We start from the raw sequence: 24,186 nt of genomic DNA on the forward strand, positions 1-24,186 counted from the left end.
TAGAGTAGTCCGGTTTCAATCCGGTCGGACTATGCCATGCTGAATGATCCGCGCTCCCACGGCCTCTGGGAAAAGACCGCCGGCGAACCGCCGGCGACCTCGCCTCTCCAAGGCGCGGTGTCGGCAGACGTCGTCATCGTCGGCGGCGGCTATACCGGCCTGTCCTCCGGCCTGCATCTAGCCGAAGCCGGGTCGAAGGTGGTGCTGCTGGAGGCGAAGGAGATCGGCTTCGGCGGTGCTGGGCGCAATGTTGGCCTGATCAATGCCGGCATGTGGGTGATGCCCAACGACCTGCCCGGCGTGCTCGGCCCCGTCCATGGTGAACGCCTGCTCGAATTGCTCGGCAACGCGCCGAAGCTCGTCATGGAATTGATCGACAAACATGGGATCGCCTGCGAACTCGAGCGTAACGGCACGCTGCACTGCGCCGTCGGCGCCGACGGGCTGAAGGAGATCGAGGAGCGTGCGGCGCAATGGTCTGCCCGCGGCGCGCCCGTCGTGCTGCTCGATGCGGCTGAAACGGCCAAGCGCACCGGCAGCGAGGCCTATGCCTGCTCACTGCTCGATCTGCGCGCCGGAACGCTGCAGCCGCTTGCCTATGCGCGCGGCCTCGCTCATGCCGCCGTCAAGGCGGGCGTCGCCATCCATACATCGAGCCCCGTCATCGCAACCGAGCGTCGCGGTAGCCGCTGGACCGTGAAGACGGAAAGCGGCGAAGTCAGCGCGGACTGGATCATCGTCGCGACCGATGCCTACAGCACCGGCCCCTTCGAGCAGGTGCGCAACGAGCAGGTCTATCTGCCCTATTTCAATTTCGCCACCGTGCCGCTCGGCCACAATCTGCGTCAGTCGATCCTGCCGGGGCGGGAAGGCGCATGGGACACCAAGGATATTCTCTCCTCCTTCCGCATGGATCAGGCTGGACGCCTTGTTTTCGGCAGCGTCGGCGCGCTGCGCAATACCGGCCTTGCCGTACATAAGGGCTGGGCCAAACGTGCGCTGAAGCGGCTCTTTCCCATTATCGGCGATGTCGAATTCGAATGCGAATGGTATGGCCAGATCGGCATGACCGACAATGCGCTGCCGCGCTTCCACAAATTCGCCCCGAACGTCATCGGCTTTTCGGGCTATAATGGCCGCGGCATAGCCCCCGGCACGGTCTTCGGCCGCACATTGGCCGACCATATTCTCGGCCGGCTTGCCGAGGCCGATCTGCCGCTGCCGCTGACGTCACCCACCGAGCCGAGCTTCCGTGCGCTCAAGGAACTATGGTACGAAGCCGGCGCTCAGGTCGCCCATTTCGCCGATGCCCGCTTCTGAGAACCGACAAGCGCTTCTGAGAACAATAAGATTGGAAACACGACAATGACCATCGCCGTCCTCGATCTCGCCACCGAAACCGCCAAGCTGCTCGCCGAACTCGGCGTCGATGCCGGCCGCTATCAAGGCGGCACGCTGTCTGTCTCCTCGCCCGTCACCGGCAAGGAAATCGGCAAGCTCAGAGAACATTCCGTTTCCGAAACGAAAGCGGCGATCGAAGAGGCGCACAAGGCGTTCCTCGAATGGCGTTCCGTGCCGGCGCCAAAGCGCGGCGAACTGATCCGCCTGCTCGGCGAGGAGCTGCGCAGCGCCAAGACGGCGCTCGGCCGCCTCGTCTCGATCGAAGTCGGCAAGATCACCTCCGAAGGCCTCGGCGAGGTTCAGGAGATGATCGACATCTGCGATTTCGCCGTCGGCCTGTCGCGCCAGCTCTATGGCCTGACGATCGCCACCGAACGCTCCGAACACCGGATGATGGAAAGCTGGCACCCGCTCGGCGCGATCGGCATCATTTCCGCCTTCAACTTCCCGGTCGCCGTCTGGTCTTGGAATGCGGCGCTGGCGATGGTCTGCGGCAACTCCACCGTCTGGAAGCCTTCGGAAAAGACGCCGTTGACCGCCCTTGCGGTGCAGGCGCTGTTCGAAAAGGCCCTGAAGCGCTTCGTCGCCGAGGGCGGCAAGGCGCCAGCCAATCTGTCGACCCTGATCATCGGCGGCCGCGAAGTCGGCGAGGTGCTGGTCGACCACCCGAAGATCCCGCTCGTTTCCGCCACGGGCTCGACCGCCATGGGCCGCGCCGTCGGCCCGCGCTTGTCGCAGCGTTTTGCCCGCGCCATTCTCGAACTCGGCGGCAACAATGCCGCCATCGTCTGCCCGAGCGCCGATCTGGACCTGACGCTGCGTGGCGTCGCCTTCTCCGCCATGGGCACGGCCGGCCAGCGCTGCACGACACTGCGCCGTCTCTTCGTCCATGAAAGCGTCTACGACCAGCTGGTGCCGCGCCTGCAGAAGGCCTATGGCTCCGTTACCATCGGCAATCCGCTCGAAACAGGCACACTGGTGGGCCCGCTGATCGACGGCCAGGCTTTCGAGAAGATGCAGGCAGCCCTTGGTCAGGCGGCATCGGCCGGCGGCAAGGTGACCGGCGGCGAACGCGTCGACAATGGTTCGGCCGATGCCTTCTACGTTCGCCCGGCGCTCGTCGAAATGCCAGATCAGACCGGCCCGGTCGAGCACGAGACCTTCGCGCCCATTCTCTACGTCATGAAATACAGCGATTTCGACGCGGTGCTGACGCTGCACAATGCCGTGCCGCAGGGATTGTCGTCGTCGATCTTCACCAACGACATGCGCGAGGCCGAAACTTTCGTCTCGGCGCGAGGCTCGGATTGTGGCATTGCCAACGTCAACCTCGGGCCTTCGGGCGCCGAAATCGGCGGCGCATTCGGCGGTGAAAAAGAGACCGGCGGCGGACGCGAATCCGGCTCCGATGCCTGGAAGGCCTATATGCGCCGCGCCACCAACACGATCAATTACGGCAGCACACTGCCGCTCGCGCAAGGCGTCAAGTTCGACGTCGAATGAGCAAAATCGCTGGAAAGGCGACGCTGGCAGAGCATCGCCTTTTGGCTGCTGACAAACCACTCAAAAACCGCGACGTCATCCTCGGCCTTGTGCCGAGGATCTGCGACGGCAATTAAACATCTGAAAATAGACGATTTTCTGAAAAGAAACTGCGGTGGCTAGATGCTCGGCACAAGGCCGAGCACGACGGAGCAGACTTTGTCAGCAAACGAGGGCGACGCTGGCAGAGCGTCGCCTTTTTGGCACCATCGAGTTTATTCCTGGCGATCTGAATTATCGGGTCAAGATATCGTGATGCTTTTTTCTCGGCGACGAAACTTGAAATAGCCAGTCAAGAAAAATATACGCCTCTTATCCCGTCTGGGTGACATCGCCATGGAGGCCATCATGACTATTGCTTTTAACCGTTTTTCCCATGTGCTGACGCTCGCCGCGTCGCTTCTCTCCGCCACGGTGCTCGCAGGCGGCGCCAATGCGCAGGATGAAGGTCTCGTCGTCTACAATGCGCAGCACGAAAGCCTGGGCCGCGAATGGATCGATGCCTTCACCAAGGAGACAGGCATCAAGGTGACCATGCGCCAGGGCAGCGACATGCAGTTCGCCAACCAGATCATTCAGGAAGGCGACGCATCCCCCGCCGATGTTTTCCTGACCGAGAATTCGCCCGCCATGACGCTGGTCGACGGCGCCGGCCTCTTCGCCCCGGTCGAAAAGGAAACACTGGATCAGGTTCCGGAGCAGTATCGTCCTGCCGACGGCATGTGGACCGGCATTGCCGCCCGCACGACGGTCTTTGCCTATGACAAAACGAAGCTCAGCGAAGACAAGCTGCCGAAGTCGCTTCTCGACCTCGCCGATCCCACCTGGAAGGGCCGCTGGGGTGCAGCGCCCGCCGGCGCCGACTTCCAGGCGATCGTCGCCGCCCTGCTGCAACTGAAGGGCGAAGACGCCACCAAGGCATGGCTGAAGGGCCTCAAGGACAACGCGACGCCGTACAAGGGTAACAGCGTCGCGATGAAGGCCGTCAATGCTGGTGAAGCCGAAGGCGCGGTCATCTATCACTACTACTGGTTCGGCGATCAGGCGAAGACCGGCGAGAACAGCAAGAATGTCGGCATGCATTACTTCAAGAACCAGGATCCGGGCGCTTTCGTCAGCGTTTCGGGCGGCGGCGTCCTGAAGTCCACACAGCACATGAAGGAAGCGCAGGCTTTCCTGAAATTCGTCACCAGCAAAGCAGGCCAGACGGTCCTGAAGAACGGCACGTCCTATGAATATGCCGTCGGCAAGGACGCTCCTTCCAACGACAAGCTCGTTCCGCTTGCCGACCTCAATGCGCCGAAGGTCGAAGCTTCGACGCTGGACAGCAAGAAGGTCGTGGAATTGATGACGGCGGCAGGTCTGATTTAGGCTTTCTACGTATCGTAGCACTTACGCGGGAGAGGCTTCGGGCTTTCTGCCGCAGGCTTGCAGCAGCCAAAACTATTGCTTTTGGCTCAAGAAAACCTTAGGGCATGACGGGATCGGGCAACTGTCTTTCCAAGACGGTTGCCTTCCTTTTTCAGCGTATGAAGGCATCGGCCTTGCTGCAGGACAACAGATTTTTCGTAGCCGGCAATCAGGCGCCGGTCGCGCCGAAGGCTCCGCGAATGCTATTGCCGCGCCGGCGCATGCCGCACGCGCCCGTGATGCTTCTCGCGACCGTCATCGCGATCTTCAGTCTCGTGCCGCTCGGCTTCATCGGCTGGATCACTTACGATGTCGGCTGGGAAACGGTGAAAACGCTCGTCTTCCGGCCACGTGTCGGCGAACTCCTCATCAATACGGTTCTCCTGGAATCGGCCACCATTCCACTGTCGATCGCCCTGGCCGTGACGCTTGCCTGGCTGACCGAACGAACGGATATCCCGTTCGCGAGGCTCTGGGCCTGGCTGGCGATCGCGCCGCTCGCGGTGCCGGCCTTCGTGCACAGCTATGCCTGGGTCAGCCTCATTCCCGGCATGCGCGGCCTGCAGAGCGGCGTCTTCGTTTCTATCATCGCCTACTATCCATTCCTTTATCTGCCGGTTGCCGCAGCGCTACGCCGTCTCGATCCGGCCATCGAGGATGCCGCCGCCTCCCTTGGCCTCGACCCCTGGCGCGTCTTCTTCCGCACCGTGCTGCCGCAGTTGAGGTTTGCCATTTGCGGCGGCTCGCTGCTGATTGCGCTGCATCTGCTGTCGGAATACGGCCTGTTTGTCATGATTCGGTTCGATACTTTCGCAACCGCGATCGTCGACCAGTTCCAATCCTCCTACAACAGCCCGGCCTCCAACATGCTCGGCGGCGTGCTCGTTGCCTGCTGTCTTTTCCTGCTCGGCCTCGAAGTGCTGCTGCGCGGCAACGAACGTTATGCCCGCGTCGGCCCTGGCTCGCCGCGTCCGGCCGATCGCCGGCGTCTCGGCTGGTTCGTGGTGCCGGCCATCTTGCTGCCTGTCGTCCTGGCGGTGCTGACGCTCGGCGTGCCGTTGATGACACTCGGCCGCTGGCTTTATCTCGGCGGCAGCGAGATCTGGCGCATCGAGGTCGGCAGTGCCTTCCTGCAGACGATGGCGCTCGCTCTTGCCGGCGGCGTGCTGGCGACGATTGCCGCAGCCCCCATGGCCTGGCTCTCCGTGCGCGCGCCCGGCCGTTTCCAGCGCGTGCTCGAAGCCTGCCACTATTATGTCGGCTCGCTGCCCGGCGTCGTCGTGGCGCTGGCGCTGGTGACGATCACCGTGCGTCTCGTGCTGCCGCTCTATCAGACCTTCGCAACGCTGCTCGTCGCCTATGTGATGCTTTTCCTGCCCCGTGCCATGGTCGGCTTACGCGCCAGCATCGCTCAGGCGCCAGTGGAGCTGGAGCGCGCCGCGATGGGCCTCGGCCGCACCCCGGGTCAGGCGGTGCGGCAGATCACCATGCGGCTTGCCGCACCGGGCGCCGCTGCCAGCATCGCCTTGACCGCACTTGGCATTACTAACGAACTCACGGCGACGCTGATGCTCTCGCCAAACGGCGTCGATACGCTGGCGACGAAATTCTGGTCGCTGACGAGCGAGATCGATTATGTCTCGGCCGCCCCTTACGCCTTCATGATGGTCGTGCTGTCGCTACCGCTCACCCTGACGCTTTATACGCAATCGAAACGGACCGCCGGCCAATGACGCTGCTTACGATCGAAACCATCAGCAAGCGCTACGGGCCCGTCCAGGCGCTGAAGGATATTTCGCTCGATGTCCAGGCCGGCAGCCGCACCGCCGTCATTGGGCCGTCCGGCTCGGGCAAGACGACCCTGCTGCGCATCATCGCGGGCTTCGAGCAAGCCGATGCCGGCAGGGTGACATTGGATGGCGACGTGCTGGCCGATGGCCCGGCGGCGGTGCCGGCTCACAAACGGGGCATCGGCATCGTCTCCCAGGATGGCGCGCTGTTCCCGCACTTGAGCGTGGCTGAGAATATCGGCTTCGGCTTCGAACGGGGTGCTGCCGATCGTGACCAGCGCATCGCCGAACTGCTCGATATGGTCGAGCTCGACCGCGGCATGCTGGCGCGGCGCCCGCATCAGCTTTCCGGGGGCCAACAGCAGCGCGTGGCGCTCGCCCGCGCGCTCGGCCGCAAGCCGCGGCTGATGCTGCTCGACGAACCTTTCTCGGCGCTCGACACCGGCTTGCGGGAAAACATGCGCAAGGCTGTCGCGCGTGTCCTGCAGGCGGCTGGCATTACCGCCGTTCTCGTAACGCACGATCAGGAAGAGGCACTGAGTTTTGCCGATCAGGTCGCGGTTCTGAGGGAAGGGCGACTGATCCAGGCGGGATCACCGCAAACCCTGTATCTGCATCCCAGGGATCGCGAGACGGCGCTGTTCCTCGGCGATGCCGTGCTGCTTCCGGCCATTATAAGGAACGGCCTTGCCGACTGCGCCCTCGGCCATGTCGCCGTCGAAGGCAGCCGTCAGGGCAAGGCGGAAATCATGCTGCGGCCCGAGCAGATCCGCGTCGTTGCCGATGAAAGCGATCGCGACTACGGCGGACGGGTTGTCGAGGTGGAATTCGGCGGCGCGGTCTGCACCGTCGCCGTTTCGCTCGACGGCGTTGCCCTGCCGCCGATCCGGATCAAGACCTCGAGCGTCGCCCTTCCTTCGCGAGGCGATCTCGTTCGCCTGGATATATCAGGCAAGGCGCACGTCTTCGAGCGCTGAACAATAGAGCCTGCGCGTCCTATCGGGCACGCGGGCTAACCGACCCGGCGCACCAGCTCTTGCGGCTCGATGCCCTCGAGCCAGCCGCCGGTAAAGCCGGCGCGCTCAAGTCCGAGGCGGATGACCGGCGATTGTCGCATCAGCTTCCAGATGAAGTCGGAACGCTCGTTTTCGATGGTCATGACGACAAGGCCCTGGTCGATGCCGACGGTGCGGTCGTCCACCCAGCCCTCCGGACGTTTGGTCTGCACGGTCGGATTGAAGCCGCCGGGGAAGCCGCCTTCCAGCAGCAGGTTCGGATAGGTGGTCAAAAGCGCCTTGGTGCCGTCGAGAGCCGCCTGCCGGTCATAGGGCAGGCAGGCGAGTGCGGCCCAGGGTGCGATCGTGCCGTCATCGGGTCCGAGCGGGGCGCCGCGGGCGGCATAACCCAGAACCTTCGGCTGCCGGCCGCCACGCATGCGCCGCGTCGGCGGTGGACCGTCGCAGGCGGTAAAGCCCCAGACATTCCTGTTGTAACCGACGAAACCGCCGGGATTGCGCTCGGCGTAGTCGCGCTGCATGTTGATGACGACCTGGGTGTTGCGGAAATAGTCCCAGTTGCGTTCCATCATCGGTTTGTCCTGGATGCTGCGGAAATCGATCCAGGCATGCGAGAAGAGATGAATGAAAAGCGGGCCGGCATAGAGATACGGCTGGTCGCCGAATGTCATCCAGGAATAGCTCGATGTGAAGGCGTCGTAACTCGACTGCGGCACGGGATGCGTCGGCGAGGCGAGTGCCAGCGCATAAAGAATGATCGCCTCGTCGAAACCGTGATAACGCCAGCGCAGGAAGCCCGACGAAGGCTTCCAGCCCATGGAAATCGTGTCGCCCTTGTTCAGCGCCCAGCGCCAATCGACGCGTTCGTAGATGAAGGTCGCGAGCTCACGGATTTCAGTCTCGGTCTCGTCTTCGCGATTGAAATATTGCGCTGAGGTCAGCACGCCGGCGATGAGCAGCGCCGTGTCGATGGTCGAAAGCTCGCTGTTCCAGGCACGATTGCCGCTATCCATGTGGAGAAAATGGTAGAAGAAACCGCGATGGCCGGTCGCATGGCGCTCGTCGCCCTGGCGCGCCTCGGCGAAGAAACGCAGTGTATTGACCGTGCGCTCGGCCGCTTCCTTGCGGCTGATCCAGCACCGCTCGACGGCAACGGGGTAGGAGGAAAGGGCGAAGCCGACGGCCGCGATGCTCGCCGGCACGCCGGCGATCGAGGTATCGGCCACCAGGCCATTTTCGGGATTGGAATATTTCAGGAAGTACTTGAAAGCCGAATGCTGCAACCTGTCGATGAGGGCTGCATCAATGTCTTCGATCCGTTGCAGCATAGGCTCCTACCCAACTGTTGCATCGACCCATGCTTGAACATGGTGGTCGTCCCCGAGCAAATCAAACCTTTTTGATTCGCAGGGATAAGAGAACACAAACGGAGGCGGTCGGTCGTTAACAATTATCGGTGAATTAATATCTAGCATAAGTCATATAAGCGGCGCAGCAAAAGCACCGCCGCGCACCGCACCGGCACAGTCTATGTCAGGCAATACTTGTTGCCTACGGGGGCGCTCTGGAAAGCAGCCCATTATCGTCCGACAGCATAGGCCTGCATGAGGCGCGGGGTGGCTGCGGCGCGCATCAGCCCGTCGGCATCGCGTCGTGCGGCCGTCAGCCGGCCGATCGTCCAAGGATCGGTGATCGTCAGCTTGTGGCCCTTTCGGGCGAGCGCTTCGAGCACATCCCGACCGAAATTCTCTTCCGCTATCAGGCTGCCGGGTTCGCGGCTGCGCGGATAGAAGGAGCTCGGAAAATGAGCGGTATGAAAGAGCGGTTGATCGATCGCCGCCTGCAGGTTCAGCTGGTGATGGATATGGTGCAGGAAGAAGGAAAGCTGCCACTGCTCCTGCTGGTCGCCGCCCGGCGTGCCGAAGGCAAGGGTCGGGCGGCCTTCATAGAGGCCGAGGGACGGCGTCAACGTCGTGCGCGGCCGTTTTCCCGGAGCAAGCGATGTTGGCAGGCCAGGCTTCAGCCAGAACATCTGCGCGCGGGAATTGAGGCAGAAGCCGAGGCCGGGCACGGTTGGCGAAGACTGCAGCCAGCCGCCGGACGGCGTGACGGAGACCATGTTGCCGTCACGGTCGATCACGTCGATATGCACGGTGTCGCCGCGCTTTTCGGATAGATGCGCCATGGTCGGCTCGTAGACGGCGCCGGTCTGCGAATTGACGCCGAGCATCTTCGTCGTTAGATCATGCTGCGCTTCGAAACCCGGAATGATGCCGGGGCGAAGATCGAAGGAGGCGTCCGCCCCGACCAGTTTGCGGCGTTCGGCAGCGTAATTCTCCGACAGCAGATGCGCGACGGGAACTTCCGAAAAATTCGGGTCGCCATTAATAGACTTCGCGGTCGGCAAAGGCGAGCTTCATCGCCTCGACGACGGTATGAACGAAATCGGCGCCATTCGGTCTCATCGCGGCGAGGTCGAACCCCTTCAGGATCGACAGGGTCTGCAGGAAGACCGGCCCCTGATCCCAGGGCCCTGTTTTGGCGATGGTCCAGCCGTGATAATCATAGGTCAGCGGTTCCTCGATCGTCGCCGACCAGTTGGCCATGTCGCTTGCGGTCAGCACCCCCTTGTGGCGGTTGCCGCTGGCATCCATCGCTTCGGCGGTCTTCAGGTAGGCGTCGATCGTCTCGGCGATGAAGCCGCGATAGAAGGCGTCGCGAGCCGCTTCCACCTGTGCTTCCCGACCGCGCTTTGCCTCGGCTTCGGCAATGACGCGCTTCCAGGTTTGCGCCAGCATCGGATTGCGGAAATTCGCCTGCGCTTCGGGAACGCTGCCGCCTGGCAGCCAGGCTTCGTGGGAGGTGGGCCATTCCTTTTCGAAAAAGGCCGCAAGCCCCTTGATGGTCGCCGAGATCCGCGGCAGCAGCGGATGGCCGTGCTCGGCATAATAGATCGCCGGTTCCAGCACCTCGCGCACGCTCATCGTGCCGTAGTCGCGCAGCATCAGCATCCAGCCGTCGAAGGCGCCAGGAATGACCGTCGCCAGCAGGCCGTCGCCGGGGATCAGCGTCAGGCCTTCCCCGGTATAGTGTTCGATCGTCGCGCCGGCGGGTGCTGACCCCTGGGCTGAGATGACCTCGACCTTGTCCTTCTTCTTCGAATAGATCACCGCCGGCAGGTCGCCGCCGGGGCCACAGAGATGCGGCTCGACGAGCTGCAGCACGAAGCCGGTCGCCACCGCCGCATCGAAGGCGTTGCCACCCTTTTCGAGAATGCTCATGCCGACCGCAGAGCCGATCCAGTGCGTCGAGGTGACGACGCCGAAAGTGCCGAGAATTTCAGGTCGGGTGGTAAATCCGGTCATGCCGAACATCCTCCTTGGGAAATCATCTCCCGTTCGGATCGCTGGGACTCAAGCCTGTGGCGAGCGCGCGGAGAGGAAGACCTGCGGCTCGAAGGCAAAATCCTTGTCGAACGGATAGGTCGGATGCTGCTTGCGCAGCCGCGGCAGACGCTCGACGAACTGATCAACCACGCCCTCCGACAGCGCCATCAGGTTGGGATTGGCGATCGGCGCCAGTTCCGGCGAGAGATAGCCCGATTTGACGACGATGATCTTGGCCGCATGCGGGTCGAGCCCGAGCCGGGTGAAGTCGGCGATATTGTGGTAGGGCCGCCGTTTGGCCGAGAGCACGAGTTCGATGCCGCCGATCGAAACGACCGCCTGTCGATCGGCGGGGTCGGGGGTCTCATACAGGAACTTGACGGTGAAGCGCGCGTTGACCGGCCTGCTGCCCTTGGTATCGAGCGAGGCGCCGACGCTCAAGACAAGCCCCGCACCGACCCCCGCGGCATAACAGGCTTCGGTCGCCGCCTTGTCGGCGATACCGGCAAAGACGACGCCGTCAGCATCTTTGGCAATCAATTCGGCCAGGACATCGGCCCGGTCCCCGACGCCGCCGCCGGTCGGATTATCGCCGGATTCGGCGAGCACGACGGGAGCAGTCGGGCTGGCGATTGCCTTGGCGACGCATTCTTCGACAGAGCCCGTCTCGCAACCGAAAACGAAATCCTCGCGCGCACCCCAATAGGCCTGGGCGAGGCGTTTGGCCTCACGCTCGAGCACGGCGCGGTCGGTGCCGGTCATGATCGCGGCAGCGGTGGCGCGCGGTTCGTCGGCCCAGACGTAGCCGACCATCAGCGATGCATCCCAGACGCCGGCCATCGCATCGATCTCGGGCAGCATCGCATAGAGGCTCTTCGCGGGTTCATCGACGGTGCTGGTGCGTTCGCCGGGCAGCACGACCGGGATCGGCGCCCAGAGAACGACCGGCTTCACGCCCGTTTTCAGGCTCTCTACTAGCATGGAGACCGAGCGGCGCATCGTCTCCTCGACATCGATATGCGGCGCCGTGCGATAGGTCGAGTAGATGTCGAGCGCATCGATGATGCGCTGGGTGACATTGCCGTGCAGGTCGTAGCTTGCCGAAACCGTGCAATCCTCGCCGACCAAGGCGCGGGCCGCGCAGATCCAGTCGCCCTCGGCATCCTCCATGCCGTCCACATACATGGCGCCGTGCATGGCAAGATAGAGCCCGTCGAGCGGCAATAGCGGCTTCAGCCGTTCGAGGAATTCGCTCTTGAACGCCTCATAGGTGGCACGCGAAACCGGTCCGCCGGCAATGGCGCGGGCATGGATCGTCGGCAGGAATTCCGCATCATAATCTCTGAGGAAAGCAAAGTAGGGCGATTCCAACAACCCCTCGCCGCGCAACACCCGAAAATCCCTCTCTTCGTTCAGAACGGGATTGTATGTGCTGCATTCAATATGAATGCCACCGACGGCGATACGCATGGGAAACCTCGGTTGATTTGGGAGCAATCAGGAAGTGATGGCGGCGCCGGCAGATCCTCGCCTTTGGAGGCCCGGTGCCGTCTCCGGTATTCGCTCGTCATCTGACACCAAGTGCGGGCGCATCGCAAGCGACTGACTTCGCATCTTTTCCGACATCGCCATCGTACCTCCCTTCTCAGCGCAGTTGAAACCGGCGGAGCGGGCAGCCTTCGAAGCATCCGACAGGATAAGGCGGGCCTTATGCCGCGCCGATGAAGATCCTCGTTTGCCGAATTCGGCCTCGAATACGCAAGATGCAATGTGCCCGACCCTGTCGTCCAGGAGTTGTGCCGCTCGGGAGGAGCGTCAAATGATCACACAGCACATTGCGGTGGGCATGGCCGTCAGCCGTTCCCTCGCGCCTGCCATCGTCTGCCAATACGGGCTTTTCGCAAAGCCACGCGCATCGCGCGCTTTGACGCAGGCGTTGGCCATGGACTTTCCATGCGCGCCAAACCGGCACGTGCAGGAGACGCCTCCCGACGAATGCGGGGCGGGCCGATGCGGCACCCCGCCCCGCCACATGCCGCAGGAACAGGAAGAATTTTTTCGCTAACCAAGGGAGGCAGCTATGTCACTGGAGACGGGAGCGGTTATTTCAGGTCCAATTGTCAGGGAAGAGACGACCGCTGCGTTCAAACGACGCTTCATGATCAGGATGATTGCCGTTCTCACCGGCGGAATGCTGCTCGACGGCTACATTCTCGGGGTCATCGGCCCGGTGACGGCTGTCATGAAGGCGGAAATGGGAATGTCGACGGTCGATATGGGCCTCATCGCCTCGGCTGCGCTGTTCGGGATCCTGATCGGCTCGCCGCTCGGCGGGTGGGCCGGCGACAAATTCGGCCGCAAGCCGCTGTTCATGATCGACATGGGACTGTTCGTGCTCGCGTCGGCGATGCAATTCTTCATCGACTCGGTGACGATGCTGTTCGCAGTGCGGCTGCTGATGGGCATCGCGATCGGCGCCGAGTATTCCGTCGGCTGGCCGCTGATGTCGGAATTTGCGCCTGCCCGGCTGCGGGGAAGGCTGATGGGCGTCACGATCCTTGCCTGGTACGGCGGATTCATGATCGGTTACACGGTGGGTTACGTCTTGAACCTGCCGGAGCCGATGCCGTGGCGGATCATTATCGGAACAAGTACCTTTATCTCGGTCATCCTGTTCTTCGCCCGGATTGGCCTGCCTGAATCGCCGCGCTGGTTGTGGAGCAAGGGTCGCAAGAATGAGGCGCGCACGATCGCCCGCAAATATCTGGAGAGCGCCGAGGAGATGGCGGACATCGAGAGCGCGGAGGTGCGCCAAGGCCGATTCGCCGACCTGTTCTCCGTGAAATATTGGCGGATGACGGCCTTCGTTTCGTGGTTCTGGTTCTGCAACGTTCTGCCGTATTTTGCGATCGCCACTTTTGCCGACAGCGTGTTGGAGCAATATGGCCTCAATGGCGGGCTTGCCGGTGGCGTCGGACTGTCGATGGTTGCGGTGGCCGGGGTCGCCGTCACGGTGGCGTTGATCGACAAGGCCGGCCGGCGCCTGTTCACGGTGCCGCCACAGTGGATCACCACGGTCGTCTTCCTGGTGATCGGTCTGTGGTCGGGCGCGCCCTCGGCCGTCGTGCTGGGGCTCTTCCTCGTCTTCTCGTTCCTGAATGCGATGAACGGGACGCTGACGAGCATCTATCCCGGCGAGGTGTTCCCCACCGAGGTCCGCGGGGTCGGCACCGGCTTTGCCGCCGCCGTCAGCCGGATCGGCGCCGGTCTGGGCACCTTCCTGTTGCCGATCGGGGTCGAGAAATTCGGCGTTTCGACCACGATGCTGGTTGCTGCGGCGGTCGTGTTCAGCGGCGCTCTGGTGTCACAATTGTGGGCTCCGGAGACGAAGGGGAAGAGCCTTAGCGAAACCGCCGCCGGCTTTTCGCACTAAAGGCATGTCGCGCAAAACTGTGCAGCGGTTTTGCGATAACGACCTGCCAAAGCGCGTCGCACCGGATTTGAACCATGCGGCGCGCTTCAGCCCTTTGTGTGACTGGTCTTTTGTGCATCTGAAAGACGTGCGACCCTGTGTCGGTGATCCCTCGGACGATGATGTTATCGCATGCTGCTCAAACGCCGTTATCTCCCCTCGCTCGGTTCGTTCGCCACTTTCGAAGTCGCCGCGAAGCATTTGAGCTTTACCCTTGCCGGAAACGAGCTCAACGTCACCCAGGCCGCCATCAGCCAGCAGATCCGCGGCCTCGAAAAATCGCTGGGCGTCACTCTGTTCATCCGAAAGCACAACAGCCTCGAACTGACATCCGATGGTCAGCGGCTCCTGACTGCGGTCAGTGGCGGGCTCGACATCATTTGCGACGGGATCAACAATATCAACGCTCCCTCCGACCCTCCCGTCATCACCTGTTCCGGCACCAATGCAGCGATCGCCTGTTGGCTGAAGCCCCTCGTGGACCGATTCCGTTCCGATCGGCCGGATGTCAGGTTCGTGCTTTTGGCCTCGGACGAAGACGACACGCTGCGGAACTTTGATGAGGTCGATCTTTCGCTGATTTGTGGAAACGAACGCTGCGAGGTTGGGGAGAACCTCTATTATCTCTTTCCGGATATCGTCCAGCCGGTCTGCAGCCCCGATTATCTCGAACGCCACGGCCCGTTTCCGGATGCGCAAAGCCTGGAGCGTGCGGATTTGCTGGATTTGCATCGCAAGCACTGGACGTCCGATGCCATCGGCTGGCATCCGGTCACCTGGGACGATTGGTTCCAGGCAAGCGGCCTTGGTGTACCGCACCTGTTGCCGGCCATGGTCAGCAACAATTATCCGCTTCTCGTGAACGCTGCCGTCAAAGGAGAGGGAATCGTGCTGGGCTGGCATCATCTCGTGAGGACGCTGATGGATGAAGGCGCACTCTGCCCGTTGTTCGACAGCCCGCTTCGGGTCGACCGCGGATATTATTTGAAGGTGAACCGGGCATCGCTGGATAAGCCGCATGTACAGGAATTCATAGATTTCCTCCTCACGGGTCTCGCGGCTTTGGAACAAGAGCACCAGCGCCTAGGCGCAGCGACGCGGGATGCGCTCTGAATTGGCGCGCCGCATAACGAAGACGTGTTATTACCTTTGCCTTCGGTAGGAAGCTGAAGGCCATGGCGGAGAGGGTGGGATTTGAACCCACGATACCCTTGCAGGTATGCCGCATTTCGAGTGCGGTGCATTCGACCACTCTGCCACCTCTCCGCGGTCAGGTCGGCGCTTGTTCGGCGCGGGCGTTCTCATAACGAGCCTATGACAGGTTGGCAAGCCGAAATCTCAAGCTTTTCCATCCTTTTGCCTTGACACCTTTCCGTCACTCGCGTATCCCGCATCCGCAATAGGAGTGGAGTAGTCCGCCCCTTGCCCGCCCCGCGCTCGCGCGGGGTTTCACCGGCAGACCAGAATTCCGGGCTAGCTCCCTGAAATCCCTGCTTAACTTCGACTGATAAAAAGACGGCCACCTGCTCGAATGGCGGGGAGCGCCGGAACGAACATGAAAGGATAAAAAATGTTCGCAGTCATCAAGACCGGCGGTAAGCAGTACCGTGTGGCAGCCAACGACGTGCTGACCATCGAGAAGCTTGAAGCATCCGCTGGCGACTCCATTGAATTCACCGAAGTGCTCGTGATCGGCGAAGGCGCCGACGCGGCGATCGGTGCGCCCTTCGTAGCCGGCGCCTCCGTCAAGGCGGAAGTCGTCGACCAGACCCGCGGCAAGAAGGTCATCGCCTTCAAGAAGCGCCGTCGTCAGAATTCGAAGCGTTCGCGCGGCCATCGCCAGCATCACACGGTCGTCCGCATCACGGACATCGTGGCTGCCAAGTAAGATCAACGGGTTTCAGGTTTAAAGGAGAACTCCAATGGCACATAAAAAAGCTGGCGGTTCCTCGCGCAACGGTCGCGATTCCGAATCCAAGCGCCTTGGCGTGAAGAAGTTCGGCGGCGAAGCCGTCATCGCAGGCAACATCATCGTGCGTCAGCGCGGTACGCAGTGGCATCCCGGTTCCAACGTCGGCCTCGGCAAGGATCACACGATCTTTGCACTTACCGCCGGCAATGTGGACTACCGAACGAAGGCCAACGGTCGCGTCTACGTGTCTGTCATGCCGAAAGCGGAAGCAGCGGAATAAGCCGGTAGCGCTCAAAAACAGCCGGCGTCTCATCGACCCGGCTGGCCGTACCAGGTTCAGTCCAGAAAACAGGGGAGATGGGGCGCCATCTCCCCTTTTTCTTTGTCCAAACAGGAGGACTGAACATGCAAGGCGAATTGATAAGGGTGGACCAATCACGGTCTTCCCGGGAAGACCAGCGGTCTTCCAAGGAACGGCTGAGGCCGGAGCGGTTAAGGACCGATTGCCCTGTCTTGTTATCGGAACGGCTCGTCATGCGCGCGCCCCACGAAGAAGACATCGACGCCCTTGCCCATCTCGCCAACAACGCCAAAGTCGCCACCATGGTATCGCGTATGCCGCACCCCTATACCGCCAATGATGCCGCCGACTTTGTTTGGCGTTCGCGAAATGGCGAGATTGGCAAGTGCGTCTATGCCATCACCAAAGCCGAAAACGGCGCCTTCATGGGGTGCTGCGGCGTCGAACCGCATACCGACGGCAAAACCGTCGAGATCGGTTACTGGCTGGGCGAGCCCTATTGGAACCAGGGCTATACGACCGAGGCATGCCATGCCCTCGTCGACATGGTGTTCCGGACGCGGCAGGACGTCGACCAGATCGACGCCCGTTGCCGGGTGATGAACGTCGCCTCGCGGCGCGTCATCCAGAAGTGCGGCTTCCAGTTCCAGGGATCGGGGCTCGCGGCCTCGCTGGCGCTCGGCAGCAACGTGCCAGTGGAATGGTACAGGCTCGACCGCAAGACCTGGATGTCGCTCCGAAGCTGGGGGAACATCGCATGAGCACGACGGCACTGCAAAGGCCGGACACCAAGTCGATGATGCCCGGACCCGCGCCGGTCATCCCGACTGCCCGGCTGACGCTCCGCCCCCACCGGCTGAGCGACGCGCCCGCCATCGCGGAATCGCTCTCCGATTTCGCGGTGACGCGCATGCTCTCCCGCGTCCCCGCGCCGTTCGACCGGCAGGATGCGCTGGACTGGCTGATGCCGGTCACGTCAGGCACGCTGCCGGACTGGTCGCTGGCGATCACTGGCAAGGACGATGTCCATATCGGCACCGTCTCGATCGAGCTGCGCCACGGCCGCTGGCACCTCGGCTATTGGCTGAACCGCTACTACTGGCGGCGCGGCTATATGAGCGAGGCGGTTGCGGCGATCATCGAGCGCTTCTCGCGCCGCATGCCGGAGACGCCTGTTCATTCCGGTGTCTTCGCCGACAACCCGGCTTCGCTGCGGCTGCAGGAGAAGCTCGGGTTCCGCATGACGGGTTGCGGCGAAATCTATTGTTTCGCCCGCAACACCATGGTGTCGCACATCGAAACCGTGCTGCAGCCGGGCGCGCTGCAGCCGCGGAAGGTTGCTTAGTCAAACAGGAGGCGCCGCCGCACCGGCGGCGCCTCCATGGTCTGCGATCTCGACCCACACCGGAAAATGATCGGACCCGACGGATTGCGTATCGATCCGGGCGGATTTCAACCGGCCCTCCAGGCCGCAACTGACGAAACAGTAATCGAGATGCATGCGTTTGCCGTGATCCTCAGGATCCATCCAGCTGTAGCTCTCCGGGCGATAGGCCTGAAGCGCCGCAAAGGCGTCAACCGGCGTGCCGATCCTCGCCACGCGGCCGTAATATCCGCCACCGGCACCGGCAAGCGCGCAATATTCCGGCGATTCCGGCTCCATGTTGAAATCACCCATGATGACATAATCCTCCGGCAGCGGCGGCTCCGGCAGCTCGAATTCGGCGCCCCCTGTCAACGACCCGCCTTCTTGCATGAAGGCTTTGACCTGGGCGTTCAAAAATTGCAGCTGGCGAATGCGCTCGTCGGCGGAGACATGGTCGAGATGGACGGAATAGACGCGGACTGCCCCGCCGGGAGCGGCGACCAGCGCCTCCGTTGCGCCGCGCTGCAGGTTGATCTTGGCGATCGTCCGGCTGCGTGGCAGAAGCAGCGTCCGCGTCGACAGGATCGGCCAGCGCGACAGCACCATATTGCCGAACTGAAAACGCGTGCCGCGCACCGGCTGCAGCCCGCCTTCGCCCCCGTCGATATGGATGTCGCAGGCCGGCCCATACACCCAGAAATGATCGGGAAAGAAGGCAGCAATGTCAGCCACCATGTCGGCAAAACCGTTGCGGGAAAAGCCGCGGGTCACCTCCTGCAGTGCGATGACATCGGCGCCTTCGAGGCTCCGGGCAATCCGCTTGAGATCGTATCGGCCGTCGAGACCGAAGCCGTACTGTATGTTATAGCTCACGAAATTCACGATAATCTTTGACCTCCGTCGGAACCGCCTATATCGAATGGGCCAAGACGGGCCGTCCAACTGCCACCGGATACTGGAAGTAAAATGAAATTTCTCGACGAAGCAAAGGTCTATATCCGATCCGGAGATGGCGGCGCGGGCAGCGTTTCCTTCCGGCGCGAGAAATTCATCGAGTTCGGCGGCCCGGATGGCGGCGACGGCGGACGCGGCGGCGACGTCTGGGTCGAGGCCGTCAACGGCCTCAACACGCTGATCGATTTCCGCTACCAGCAGCATTTCAAGGCGACGATCGGCACCCATGGCATGGGCCGCAACCGCACCGGCGCCAACGGCGGCGACGTGACGTTGAAGGTCCCGGTGGGAACGCAGATCTTCGAGGAAGACCGGGAAACGATGATCTGCGACCTGACCGAGGAAGGCCAGCGTTACTGCCTCGCCCATGGCGGCAATGGCGGCTTCGGCAACGCCCATTTCAAGACCTCGGTCAATCAGGCGCCGGATTGGGCCAATCCCGGCCTGCCCGGCGAGGAAAAAACCATCTGGCTGCGGCTGAAACTGATTGCCGATGCCGGCCTTGTCGGCCTGCCCAATGCCGGCAAATCGACCTTCCTGGCAGCGGTTACCCGCGCCCGGCCGAAGATCGCCAATTACCCCTTCACCACGCTGCATCCCAATCTCGGCGTCGCCACCATCGACGAGCGGGAGTTCATTCTTGCCGACATTCCCGGCCTGATCGAAGGCGCCCATGAAGGTGTCGGCATCGGCGACCGTTTCCTCGGCCATGTCGAGCGCACCCGCGTGCTGCTTCACCTCGTCTCCGCCCAGGAAGAAAAGGTCGGCAAGGCCTATAAGACGGTCAAACACGAACTCGAAGCCTATGGCAATGAGCTGACCGACAAGGCCGAAATCGTGGCGCTGTCGCAGATCGACGTGCTCGACGAGGCCGAACTGAAGAAGAAGACGAAGGAATTGGCGAAAGCCTGCGGCAAGACCCCCTTCCAGATCTCGGCCGTTACCGGCAGGGGTATGACCGAGGTTCTGCGTGCACTGCGCGACATCATCGTCGAGAACAATGCCGAGGAGAAGCCGGCCAAGGCGCCGAAACTCCGGCATCGCGACATGGTCGTCAGTGAAGACGGCAAGGACGAGGATGGGGCCGATGACCAGCCGTAAGCCGCTCGGCCGCTACCGCCGCATCGTCATCAAGATCGGCTCCGCCCTGCTGGTCGACCGGAAGGCCGGGCTGAAGAAGGCCTGGCTCGATGCCATGTGCGCCGATATATCAGGCCTGAAGGCCAAGAGTATCGACGTGCTCGTCGTTTCATCGGGAGCCATCGCGCTCGGCCGCTCGGTGCTCGACCTGCCGTCGGGCGCGCTGAAGCTCGAGGAAAGCCAGGCCGCGGCCGCCGTCGGTCAGATCGCGTTGGCGCGAGCCTGGTCGGAGAGCCTGTCGCGCGACGAGATCGTTGCCGGCCAGATCCTGCTGACGCTTGGCGACACGGAAGAGCGCCGCCGCTATCTCAATGCGCGCGCCACCATCAATCAGCTTCTGAAGATCGGCGCCGTACCGATCATCAACGAGAACGATACGGTCGCCACCAGTGAAATCCGCTACGGCGACAACGACCGCCTCGCCGCCCGTGTGGCGACGATGACCGGCGCCGACCTGCTCATCCTTCTCTCCGATATCGACGGCCTCTATACCGCGCCGCCGCATCTCGATCCGAACGCAGCCTTCCTGGAGACGATTGCCGAAATCACTCCGGAGATCGAGGCGATGGCCGGCGGCGCCGCCTCCGAGCTTTCGCGCGGCGGCATGCGCACCAAGATCGATGCCGGCAAGATCGCGACCACCTCTGGCTGCGCCATGATCATCGCCTCGGGCAAGACCGACAGCCCGCTCTCGGCAATCGAAAACGGCGCCCGTTCCTCCTGGTTCGCCCCCTCCGGAACGCCCGTCACGGCCCGCAAGACCTGGATCGCCGGACAATTGCAGCCGGCAGGCGAACTGCACGTCGATGAGGGCGCCGTCACGGCGCTCGGCGCCGGCAAGAGCCTGCTTCCCGCCGGCGTGCGCAGCATTTCCGGCCTCTTCAGCCGCGGCGACACCGTGGCGATCATCGGCCCTGCCGGCCGCGAGATCGCCCGCGGCCTGGTGAGCTACGATGCCGAGGACGCCCGCCGCATCGCCGGCCGCAAGTCGGCCGAGATCGCGGCCATTCTCGGTTATGCCGGGCGCGCCGCCATGGTTCATCGCGACGATATGGTGATGAACGCGCAGATCCGGTCGAAATCGGAAAGGCAAAAGAAGGACGCGAGCTATGCTTGATACCGTTGCGCCGGGCCCTGACATTGATGCGCTGATGAACGACATCGGCCGCAAGGCGAAGGCTGCCGCGCGGCCGTTGGGCTTTGCCTCCACCGAGGCGAAGAACAAGGCCCTGAACGCCATGGCCGAAGCGATCCTGGCGAACAAGGCGCATATCCTCGCCGAAAACGCCAAGGACCTGAAGGACATCGAAGGCAGCGAAACGCTTGCCTCCTTCGTCGACCGCTTGACGCTGAACGACAAGCGCATTGCCGAGATGGCCGAGGGAATCCGCGCCATCGCCGCCCTTGCCGATCCGGTCGGCGAAGTCATCGCCGCCTGGGACCGGCCGAACGGCCTGAAGATCGAGCGCGTCCGCACGCCGCTCGGCGTCATCGGCGTCATTTTCGAAAGCCGGCCGAACGTCACCGCCGATGCCGGCGCGCTCTGCCTCAAGGCGGGCAATGCGGTCATCCTGCGCTGCGGCTCGGATTCGCGCCGTTCATCGCAGGCTATCCATGCCTGCATGGTCGAAGGCCTGAAGGCGGCGGGACTTCCCGAGCATGCGATCCAGCTCGTTCCGGTCACCGACCGCGCCGCCGTCGGCGCCATGCTGCGCGGCCTCGAGGGTGCAATCGACGTCATCGTGCCGCGCGGCGGCAAGAGCCTGGTAGCCCGCGTGCAAAACGAGGCCCGGGTGCCGGTGTTCGCGCATCTCGAAGGCCTGTGCCACATCTATGTCGATGCCTCCGCCGATCTCGAGATGGCGAAGAAGATCGTCGTCAACGCCAAGATGCGCCGCACCGGCATCTGCGGCGCGGCCGAGACGCTGCTCGTCGATGGTGCGGCAATCGGCACGCATCTGACGCCACTGCTCGAGGTGCTGACCGATGCCGGCTGCGAGATCCGCGCTTCGGCGGCAGTGCTGAAGGTTGCGCCCGGCCTCAAGCCCGCGACGGAAGAGGACTGGTCGACCGAATATCTCGACGCGATCATCTCGGTCGCCGTGGTCGACGGCATATCGGGCGCCATCGCCCATATCCAGAAATATTCGTCCAACCATACCGAGGCCGTCATCGCCGAAGATTCCGGCGTGGTCGCGCGTTTCTTCACCGAAGTCGATTCGGCGATCCTGCTACACAACGCCTCGACCCAGTTCGCCGACGGCGGCGAGTTCGGCATGGGCGCGGAAATCGGCATCGCCACCGGCAAGATGCACGCCCGTGGCCCCGTCGGTGTCGAACAACTGACCTCCTTCAAATACCGGGTGCGCGGTGCCGGACAGACCCGACCCTGACGTGACGACGGAAAAGCTGGACCGACGTTATCTCCGCATGCCGCACAGCGAGCGCGGCATGGTCGTCGGCCTGTTCGGCGGGTCGTTCAATCCGCCGCATGAGGGCCATGCGCTCGTCGCCGAAATTGCCATCAAGCGGCTCGGTCTCGACCAGCTATGGTGGATGGTGACTCCCGGCAACCCGCTGAAAAGCCGCAATCTTCTCGCGCCACTTGCCGAGCGCATTGCCGAAAGCGAGCGTGTCGCCGCCGATCCGCGCATCAAGGTCACCGCTTTCGAGCAGGCGCTCGGCGTCAGCTACACCGCCAATACGCTGGCCCGCGTCAAAGCCCGCAATCCGCATGTGCATTTCATCTGGATCATGGGCGCCGATAGCCTGCAAACCTTCCACAAATGGCAGAAATGGCAGGAGATCGCCCGCACCTTTCCGATCGCCGTGATCGACCGACCGGGCGCCACACTCTCCTATCTCTCTTCGAAAATGACGAGGACCTTCGATTTCGCCCGCATCGACGAGGACGACGCGCGGGTTCTCTGGAAGAAGCCGGCGCCGGCCTGGACCTTCATTCACGGCCCGCGCTCCGGCTTGAGCTCGACGGCCATCCGCAACGACGCTTTGCCGGGCACGGTCGAATAGCTGAATTTCAGGAAAACTCCCGGAAACGAGAAAGCCCGACGGGGGAGGAGATCCGTCGGGCTTATAAACTCGACCGACAACTGGGAGGAGGAGTGTTGCCGATCCTGTCGAACGGCTATGGGAGGAGGAGAAAGCCGTTTCGATGGATGTGTTGTACCATATTCCGCGGGAAGGTGAATGTCATTTTGTGCAATGCAGCAATGCGGACGATGCAATACTGCGGCTGCGAGTCCTGGCACGCTGCCGTTTTAATCGGCAAACCCTAAAGAGCGCCCTTGCGGTCCTCTGGCGGACCGATCGCGAAAGCAATGCACCTCATGAAAAGGTAAGGCCGATTGTCCATCGATACGGTTATATTTTCTTGGATACATCCCTAGCCAAACCGTGAGAGTCGTTATATTCCTTAAAATATTTCGAATCCTGGTGAGTGAATGCATGCAGAACCGCGGCCGATGGATGAACCTGGCAACCGCCGCGATCGCGGCTCTCTGGTTAGGCGCGGCAGCGCTGCCGGCGCCGGCCGCAGCCGCCGAAAAACTGACCGTCTTTGCCGCGGCGAGCCTCAAGAATGCGCTCGACGCCGCCAATGCCGCCTGGACCAGGGAGAGCGGCAAGGAAACCGTCGCCTCCTATGCGGCGAGCGGGGCGCTCGCCAAGCAGATTGAAAACGCCGCCCCGGCCGATATCTTCATTTCGGCCGATGGCGATTGGATGGATTATCTCGCCGAGAAGAAGCTGATCAAAGCCGGCACCCGTTCGGACCTGCTCGGAAACCGAATCGTACTCGTGGCCGGAAAGGACAAGGCAAAGCCGGTAGAGATCAAACAGGGTTTCAATCTCGCCGATTTGCTCGGTGACGGCAGGCTTGCCATGGGTGAGCCGAAATCGGTTCCCGCAGGCAAATACGGCATGGCCGCACTGGAAAAACTCGGCGTCTGGACATCGGTTGAAAGCAAGGTCGCCGGCGCCGAAAGCGTGCGCGCCGCCCTCGCCCTGGTCTCCCGCGGCGAAGCGCCTTACGGCATCGTCTACCAGACCGACGCGGCGGCCGATAGGGGTGTCGCGATCGTCGGCACCTTCCCGGCCGACTCCCACCCACCGATCATCTATCCGGTGGCAATTCTTGCCGACAGCAAGAACCCGGATGCAGCAGCCTATCTCGATTTCCTGAAATCGGACAAGGCAGCCGCTTTCTTCACGGCGCAGGGCTTCACTATCCTGAAGTGATTGAGAAGCTGAGACGATTGCGGAATCAGGGGCGACAGCTTAGCGTCAAGGCTGCTGACCTACTATTCTGGCTGCCCACTTCGTGCGGATGGTTGCCCCTCACCCTAACCCTCTCCCCGCCCGCGGGGAGAGGGGACGTGCCCTGCGAGACGTTAGTGAGGGACGGAGAGGTTGCGGCGATCCCCCTTCGCCCCGCGAGCGGGGGTCCGAAGGACGGGTCGAGGCCCGTGGCTCGACCC

20 protein-coding genes, 1 tRNA gene and 1 pseudogene are annotated in these 24,186 nt (G+C 62.6%); 17 read left to right on the forward strand and 5 right to left on the reverse strand.

Going from position 1 to position 24,186, the window contains the following annotated elements; all coding sequences use genetic code 11:
• Positions 1–36 precede the first annotated feature (36 nt).
• From AMK00_RS20800 to AMK00_RS20820, 5 genes are all read left to right on the forward strand, one after another.
• Entirely contained in the window at positions 37–1,320 is a 1,284-nt protein-coding gene (locus AMK00_RS20800) for an NAD(P)/FAD-dependent oxidoreductase (protein ID WP_064811564.1), read from the forward strand.
• Positions 1,321–1,365: 45 nt separating this feature from the next.
• Positions 1,366–2,904: an L-piperidine-6-carboxylate dehydrogenase gene (gene amaB, locus AMK00_RS20805; RefSeq protein WP_064811565.1), complete on the forward strand. Its 1,539-nt coding sequence runs from the start codon at positions 1,366–1,368 to the stop codon at positions 2,902–2,904.
• A 387-nt stretch (positions 2,905–3,291) separates the two neighbouring features.
• On the forward strand, positions 3,292–4,314 hold the full coding sequence (locus AMK00_RS20810; protein ID WP_064811786.1) for an iron ABC transporter substrate-binding protein: 1,023 nt from the start codon (positions 3,292–3,294) through the stop codon (positions 4,312–4,314).
• 104 nt (positions 4,315–4,418) lie between these two features.
• Entirely contained in the window at positions 4,419–6,086 is a 1,668-nt protein-coding gene (locus AMK00_RS20815) for an ABC transporter permease (protein ID WP_064811566.1), read from the forward strand.
• Positions 6,083–7,120 (forward strand): ABC transporter ATP-binding protein, encoded by a 1,038-nt coding sequence (locus tag AMK00_RS20820; RefSeq protein WP_064811567.1) that lies wholly within the window; start codon positions 6,083–6,085, stop codon positions 7,118–7,120. The genes AMK00_RS20815 and AMK00_RS20820 overlap by 4 nt, the downstream gene beginning before the upstream one ends.
• Before the next feature lie 35 nt (positions 7,121–7,155).
• Here AMK00_RS20820 and AMK00_RS20825 read toward each other — a convergent pair whose 3' ends face one another.
• From AMK00_RS20825 to AMK00_RS20835, 3 genes and pseudogenes are all read right to left on the reverse strand, one after another.
• Positions 7,156–8,487, reverse strand: a complete 1,332-nt coding sequence (locus tag AMK00_RS20825) for a glucoamylase family protein (protein ID WP_064805694.1) — start codon at positions 8,485–8,487, stop codon at positions 7,156–7,158.
• A 251-nt stretch (positions 8,488–8,738) separates the two neighbouring features.
• Positions 8,739–10,524, reverse strand: a pseudogene (locus tag AMK00_RS20830) (gamma-glutamyltransferase family protein).
• 48 nt (positions 10,525–10,572) lie between these two features.
• Positions 10,573–12,015, reverse strand: coding sequence for a M81 family metallopeptidase (locus tag AMK00_RS20835; RefSeq protein ID WP_064811568.1), 1,443 nt, complete (start codon positions 12,013–12,015; stop codon positions 10,573–10,575).
• Between the two features lie 349 nt (positions 12,016–12,364).
• On the opposite strand from AMK00_RS20835, the gene AMK00_RS20840 reads away from it, so the two are divergent.
• The 3 genes from AMK00_RS20840 to AMK00_RS20850 all read left to right on the forward strand — a co-directional run bounded on the left by AMK00_RS20840 (position 12,365) and on the right by AMK00_RS20850 (position 15,130).
• Positions 12,365–12,610 (forward strand): hypothetical protein, encoded by a 246-nt coding sequence (locus AMK00_RS20840; protein ID WP_064811569.1) that lies wholly within the window; start codon positions 12,365–12,367, stop codon positions 12,608–12,610.
• Positions 12,611–12,625: 15 nt separating this feature from the next.
• Complete coding sequence (locus AMK00_RS20845) at positions 12,626–13,978, forward strand: MFS transporter (protein WP_064811570.1); 1,353 nt, start codon at positions 12,626–12,628, stop codon at positions 13,976–13,978.
• Positions 13,979–14,149: 171 nt separating this feature from the next.
• Positions 14,150–15,130: a LysR family transcriptional regulator gene (locus tag AMK00_RS20850; protein WP_064811571.1), complete on the forward strand. Its 981-nt coding sequence runs from the start codon at positions 14,150–14,152 to the stop codon at positions 15,128–15,130.
• Positions 15,131–15,193: 63 nt separating this feature from the next.
• Here the strand turns inward: AMK00_RS20850 and AMK00_RS20855 are convergent.
• Positions 15,194–15,283: transfer RNA gene (locus tag AMK00_RS20855), tRNA-Ser, on the reverse strand.
• 304 nt (positions 15,284–15,587) lie between these two features.
• Here AMK00_RS20855 and rplU point away from each other — a divergent pair.
• The 4 genes from rplU to AMK00_RS20875 all read left to right on the forward strand — a co-directional run bounded on the left by rplU (position 15,588) and on the right by AMK00_RS20875 (position 17,575).
• A complete protein-coding gene (gene rplU, locus AMK00_RS20860; RefSeq protein WP_007824851.1) occupies positions 15,588–15,905 on the forward strand; it encodes a 50S ribosomal protein L21 in 318 nt (105 codons plus the stop codon).
• 34 nt (positions 15,906–15,939) lie between these two features.
• On the forward strand, positions 15,940–16,209 hold the full coding sequence (gene rpmA, locus AMK00_RS20865) for a 50S ribosomal protein L27 (RefSeq protein ID WP_004676172.1): 270 nt from the start codon (positions 15,940–15,942) through the stop codon (positions 16,207–16,209).
• Between the two features lie 125 nt (positions 16,210–16,334).
• Positions 16,335–16,991 carry a GNAT family N-acetyltransferase gene (locus AMK00_RS20870; protein ID WP_064805708.1) on the forward strand — a complete coding sequence of 219 codons (657 nt, stop codon included), beginning with the start codon at positions 16,335–16,337 and terminating at the stop codon, positions 16,989–16,991.
• Positions 16,988–17,575 (forward strand): GNAT family N-acetyltransferase, encoded by a 588-nt coding sequence (locus tag AMK00_RS20875; RefSeq protein WP_064811572.1) that lies wholly within the window; start codon positions 16,988–16,990, stop codon positions 17,573–17,575. Before AMK00_RS20870 ends, AMK00_RS20875 begins: the two co-directional genes overlap by 4 nt.
• Here the strand turns inward: AMK00_RS20875 and AMK00_RS20880 are convergent, their stop codons facing one another.
• The gene (locus AMK00_RS20880; protein ID WP_064805712.1) at positions 17,576–18,478 is read right to left on the reverse strand and encodes an endonuclease/exonuclease/phosphatase family protein; all 903 of its coding nucleotides are present in this window, start codon (positions 18,476–18,478) and stop codon (positions 17,576–17,578) included.
• An 84-nt stretch (positions 18,479–18,562) separates the two neighbouring features.
• Between AMK00_RS20880 and obgE the strand changes: the two genes are divergently transcribed.
• The 5 genes from obgE (at position 18,563) to modA (ending at position 23,947) form a co-directional block, all read left to right on the forward strand.
• Positions 18,563–19,651: a GTPase ObgE gene (gene obgE, locus AMK00_RS20885; protein ID WP_064811573.1), complete on the forward strand. Its 1,089-nt coding sequence runs from the start codon at positions 18,563–18,565 to the stop codon at positions 19,649–19,651.
• Positions 19,638–20,807, forward strand: a complete 1,170-nt coding sequence (gene proB / locus AMK00_RS20890; protein ID WP_064811787.1) for a glutamate 5-kinase — start codon at positions 19,638–19,640, stop codon at positions 20,805–20,807. The genes obgE and proB overlap by 14 nt, the downstream gene beginning before the upstream one ends.
• Positions 20,800–22,083, forward strand: coding sequence for a glutamate-5-semialdehyde dehydrogenase (locus AMK00_RS20895; protein WP_064811574.1), 1,284 nt, complete (start codon positions 20,800–20,802; stop codon positions 22,081–22,083). The genes proB and AMK00_RS20895 overlap by 8 nt, the downstream gene beginning before the upstream one ends.
• Before the next feature lie 37 nt (positions 22,084–22,120).
• Positions 22,121–22,720 (forward strand): nicotinate-nucleotide adenylyltransferase, encoded by a 600-nt coding sequence (locus tag AMK00_RS20900; RefSeq protein ID WP_237350484.1) that lies wholly within the window; start codon positions 22,121–22,123, stop codon positions 22,718–22,720.
• Positions 22,721–23,155: 435 nt separating this feature from the next.
• The gene (gene modA / locus AMK00_RS20905; RefSeq protein ID WP_064811576.1) at positions 23,156–23,947 is read left to right on the forward strand and encodes a molybdate ABC transporter substrate-binding protein; all 792 of its coding nucleotides are present in this window, start codon (positions 23,156–23,158) and stop codon (positions 23,945–23,947) included.
• Positions 23,948–24,186: the final 239 nt, after the last annotated feature.

The organism is Rhizobium sp. N621 (assembly GCF_001664325.1).
GTDB lineage: Bacteria > Pseudomonadota > Alphaproteobacteria > Rhizobiales > Rhizobiaceae > Rhizobium > Rhizobium esperanzae.

Excerpts from the sequence above, each read along its gene's own strand:
- AMK00_RS20800 (WP_064811564.1), top strand. The coding sequence starts at position 37 with ATGCTGAATGATCCGCGCTCCCACGGCCTCTGGGAAAAGACCGCCGGC.
- amaB (WP_064811565.1), top strand. The coding sequence starts at position 1,366 with ATGACCATCGCCGTCCTCGATCTCGCCACCGAAACCGCCAAGCTGCTC.
- AMK00_RS20810 (WP_064811786.1), top strand. The coding sequence starts at position 3,292 with ATGACTATTGCTTTTAACCGTTTTTCCCATGTGCTGACGCTCGCCGCG.
- AMK00_RS20815 (WP_064811566.1), top strand. The coding sequence starts at position 4,419 with ATGACGGGATCGGGCAACTGTCTTTCCAAGACGGTTGCCTTCCTTTTT.
- AMK00_RS20820 (WP_064811567.1), top strand. The coding sequence starts at position 6,083 with ATGACGCTGCTTACGATCGAAACCATCAGCAAGCGCTACGGGCCCGTC.
- AMK00_RS20825 (WP_064805694.1), bottom strand. The coding sequence starts at position 8,487 with ATGCTGCAACGGATCGAAGACATTGATGCAGCCCTCATCGACAGGTTG.
- AMK00_RS20835 (WP_064811568.1), bottom strand. The coding sequence starts at position 12,015 with ATGCGTATCGCCGTCGGTGGCATTCATATTGAATGCAGCACATACAAT.
- AMK00_RS20840 (WP_064811569.1), top strand. The coding sequence starts at position 12,365 with ATGATCACACAGCACATTGCGGTGGGCATGGCCGTCAGCCGTTCCCTC.
- AMK00_RS20845 (WP_064811570.1), top strand. The coding sequence starts at position 12,626 with ATGTCACTGGAGACGGGAGCGGTTATTTCAGGTCCAATTGTCAGGGAA.
- AMK00_RS20850 (WP_064811571.1), top strand. The coding sequence starts at position 14,150 with ATGCTGCTCAAACGCCGTTATCTCCCCTCGCTCGGTTCGTTCGCCACT.
- rplU (WP_007824851.1), top strand. The coding sequence starts at position 15,588 with ATGTTCGCAGTCATCAAGACCGGCGGTAAGCAGTACCGTGTGGCAGCC.
- rpmA (WP_004676172.1), top strand. The coding sequence starts at position 15,940 with ATGGCACATAAAAAAGCTGGCGGTTCCTCGCGCAACGGTCGCGATTCC.
- AMK00_RS20870 (WP_064805708.1), top strand. The coding sequence starts at position 16,335 with ATGCAAGGCGAATTGATAAGGGTGGACCAATCACGGTCTTCCCGGGAA.
- AMK00_RS20875 (WP_064811572.1), top strand. The coding sequence starts at position 16,988 with ATGAGCACGACGGCACTGCAAAGGCCGGACACCAAGTCGATGATGCCC.
- obgE (WP_064811573.1), top strand. The coding sequence starts at position 18,563 with ATGAAATTTCTCGACGAAGCAAAGGTCTATATCCGATCCGGAGATGGC.
- proB (WP_064811787.1), top strand. The coding sequence starts at position 19,638 with ATGACCAGCCGTAAGCCGCTCGGCCGCTACCGCCGCATCGTCATCAAG.
- AMK00_RS20895 (WP_064811574.1), top strand. The coding sequence starts at position 20,800 with ATGCTTGATACCGTTGCGCCGGGCCCTGACATTGATGCGCTGATGAAC.
- AMK00_RS20900 (WP_237350484.1), top strand. The coding sequence starts at position 22,121 with ATGCCGCACAGCGAGCGCGGCATGGTCGTCGGCCTGTTCGGCGGGTCG.
- modA (WP_064811576.1), top strand. The coding sequence starts at position 23,156 with ATGCAGAACCGCGGCCGATGGATGAACCTGGCAACCGCCGCGATCGCG.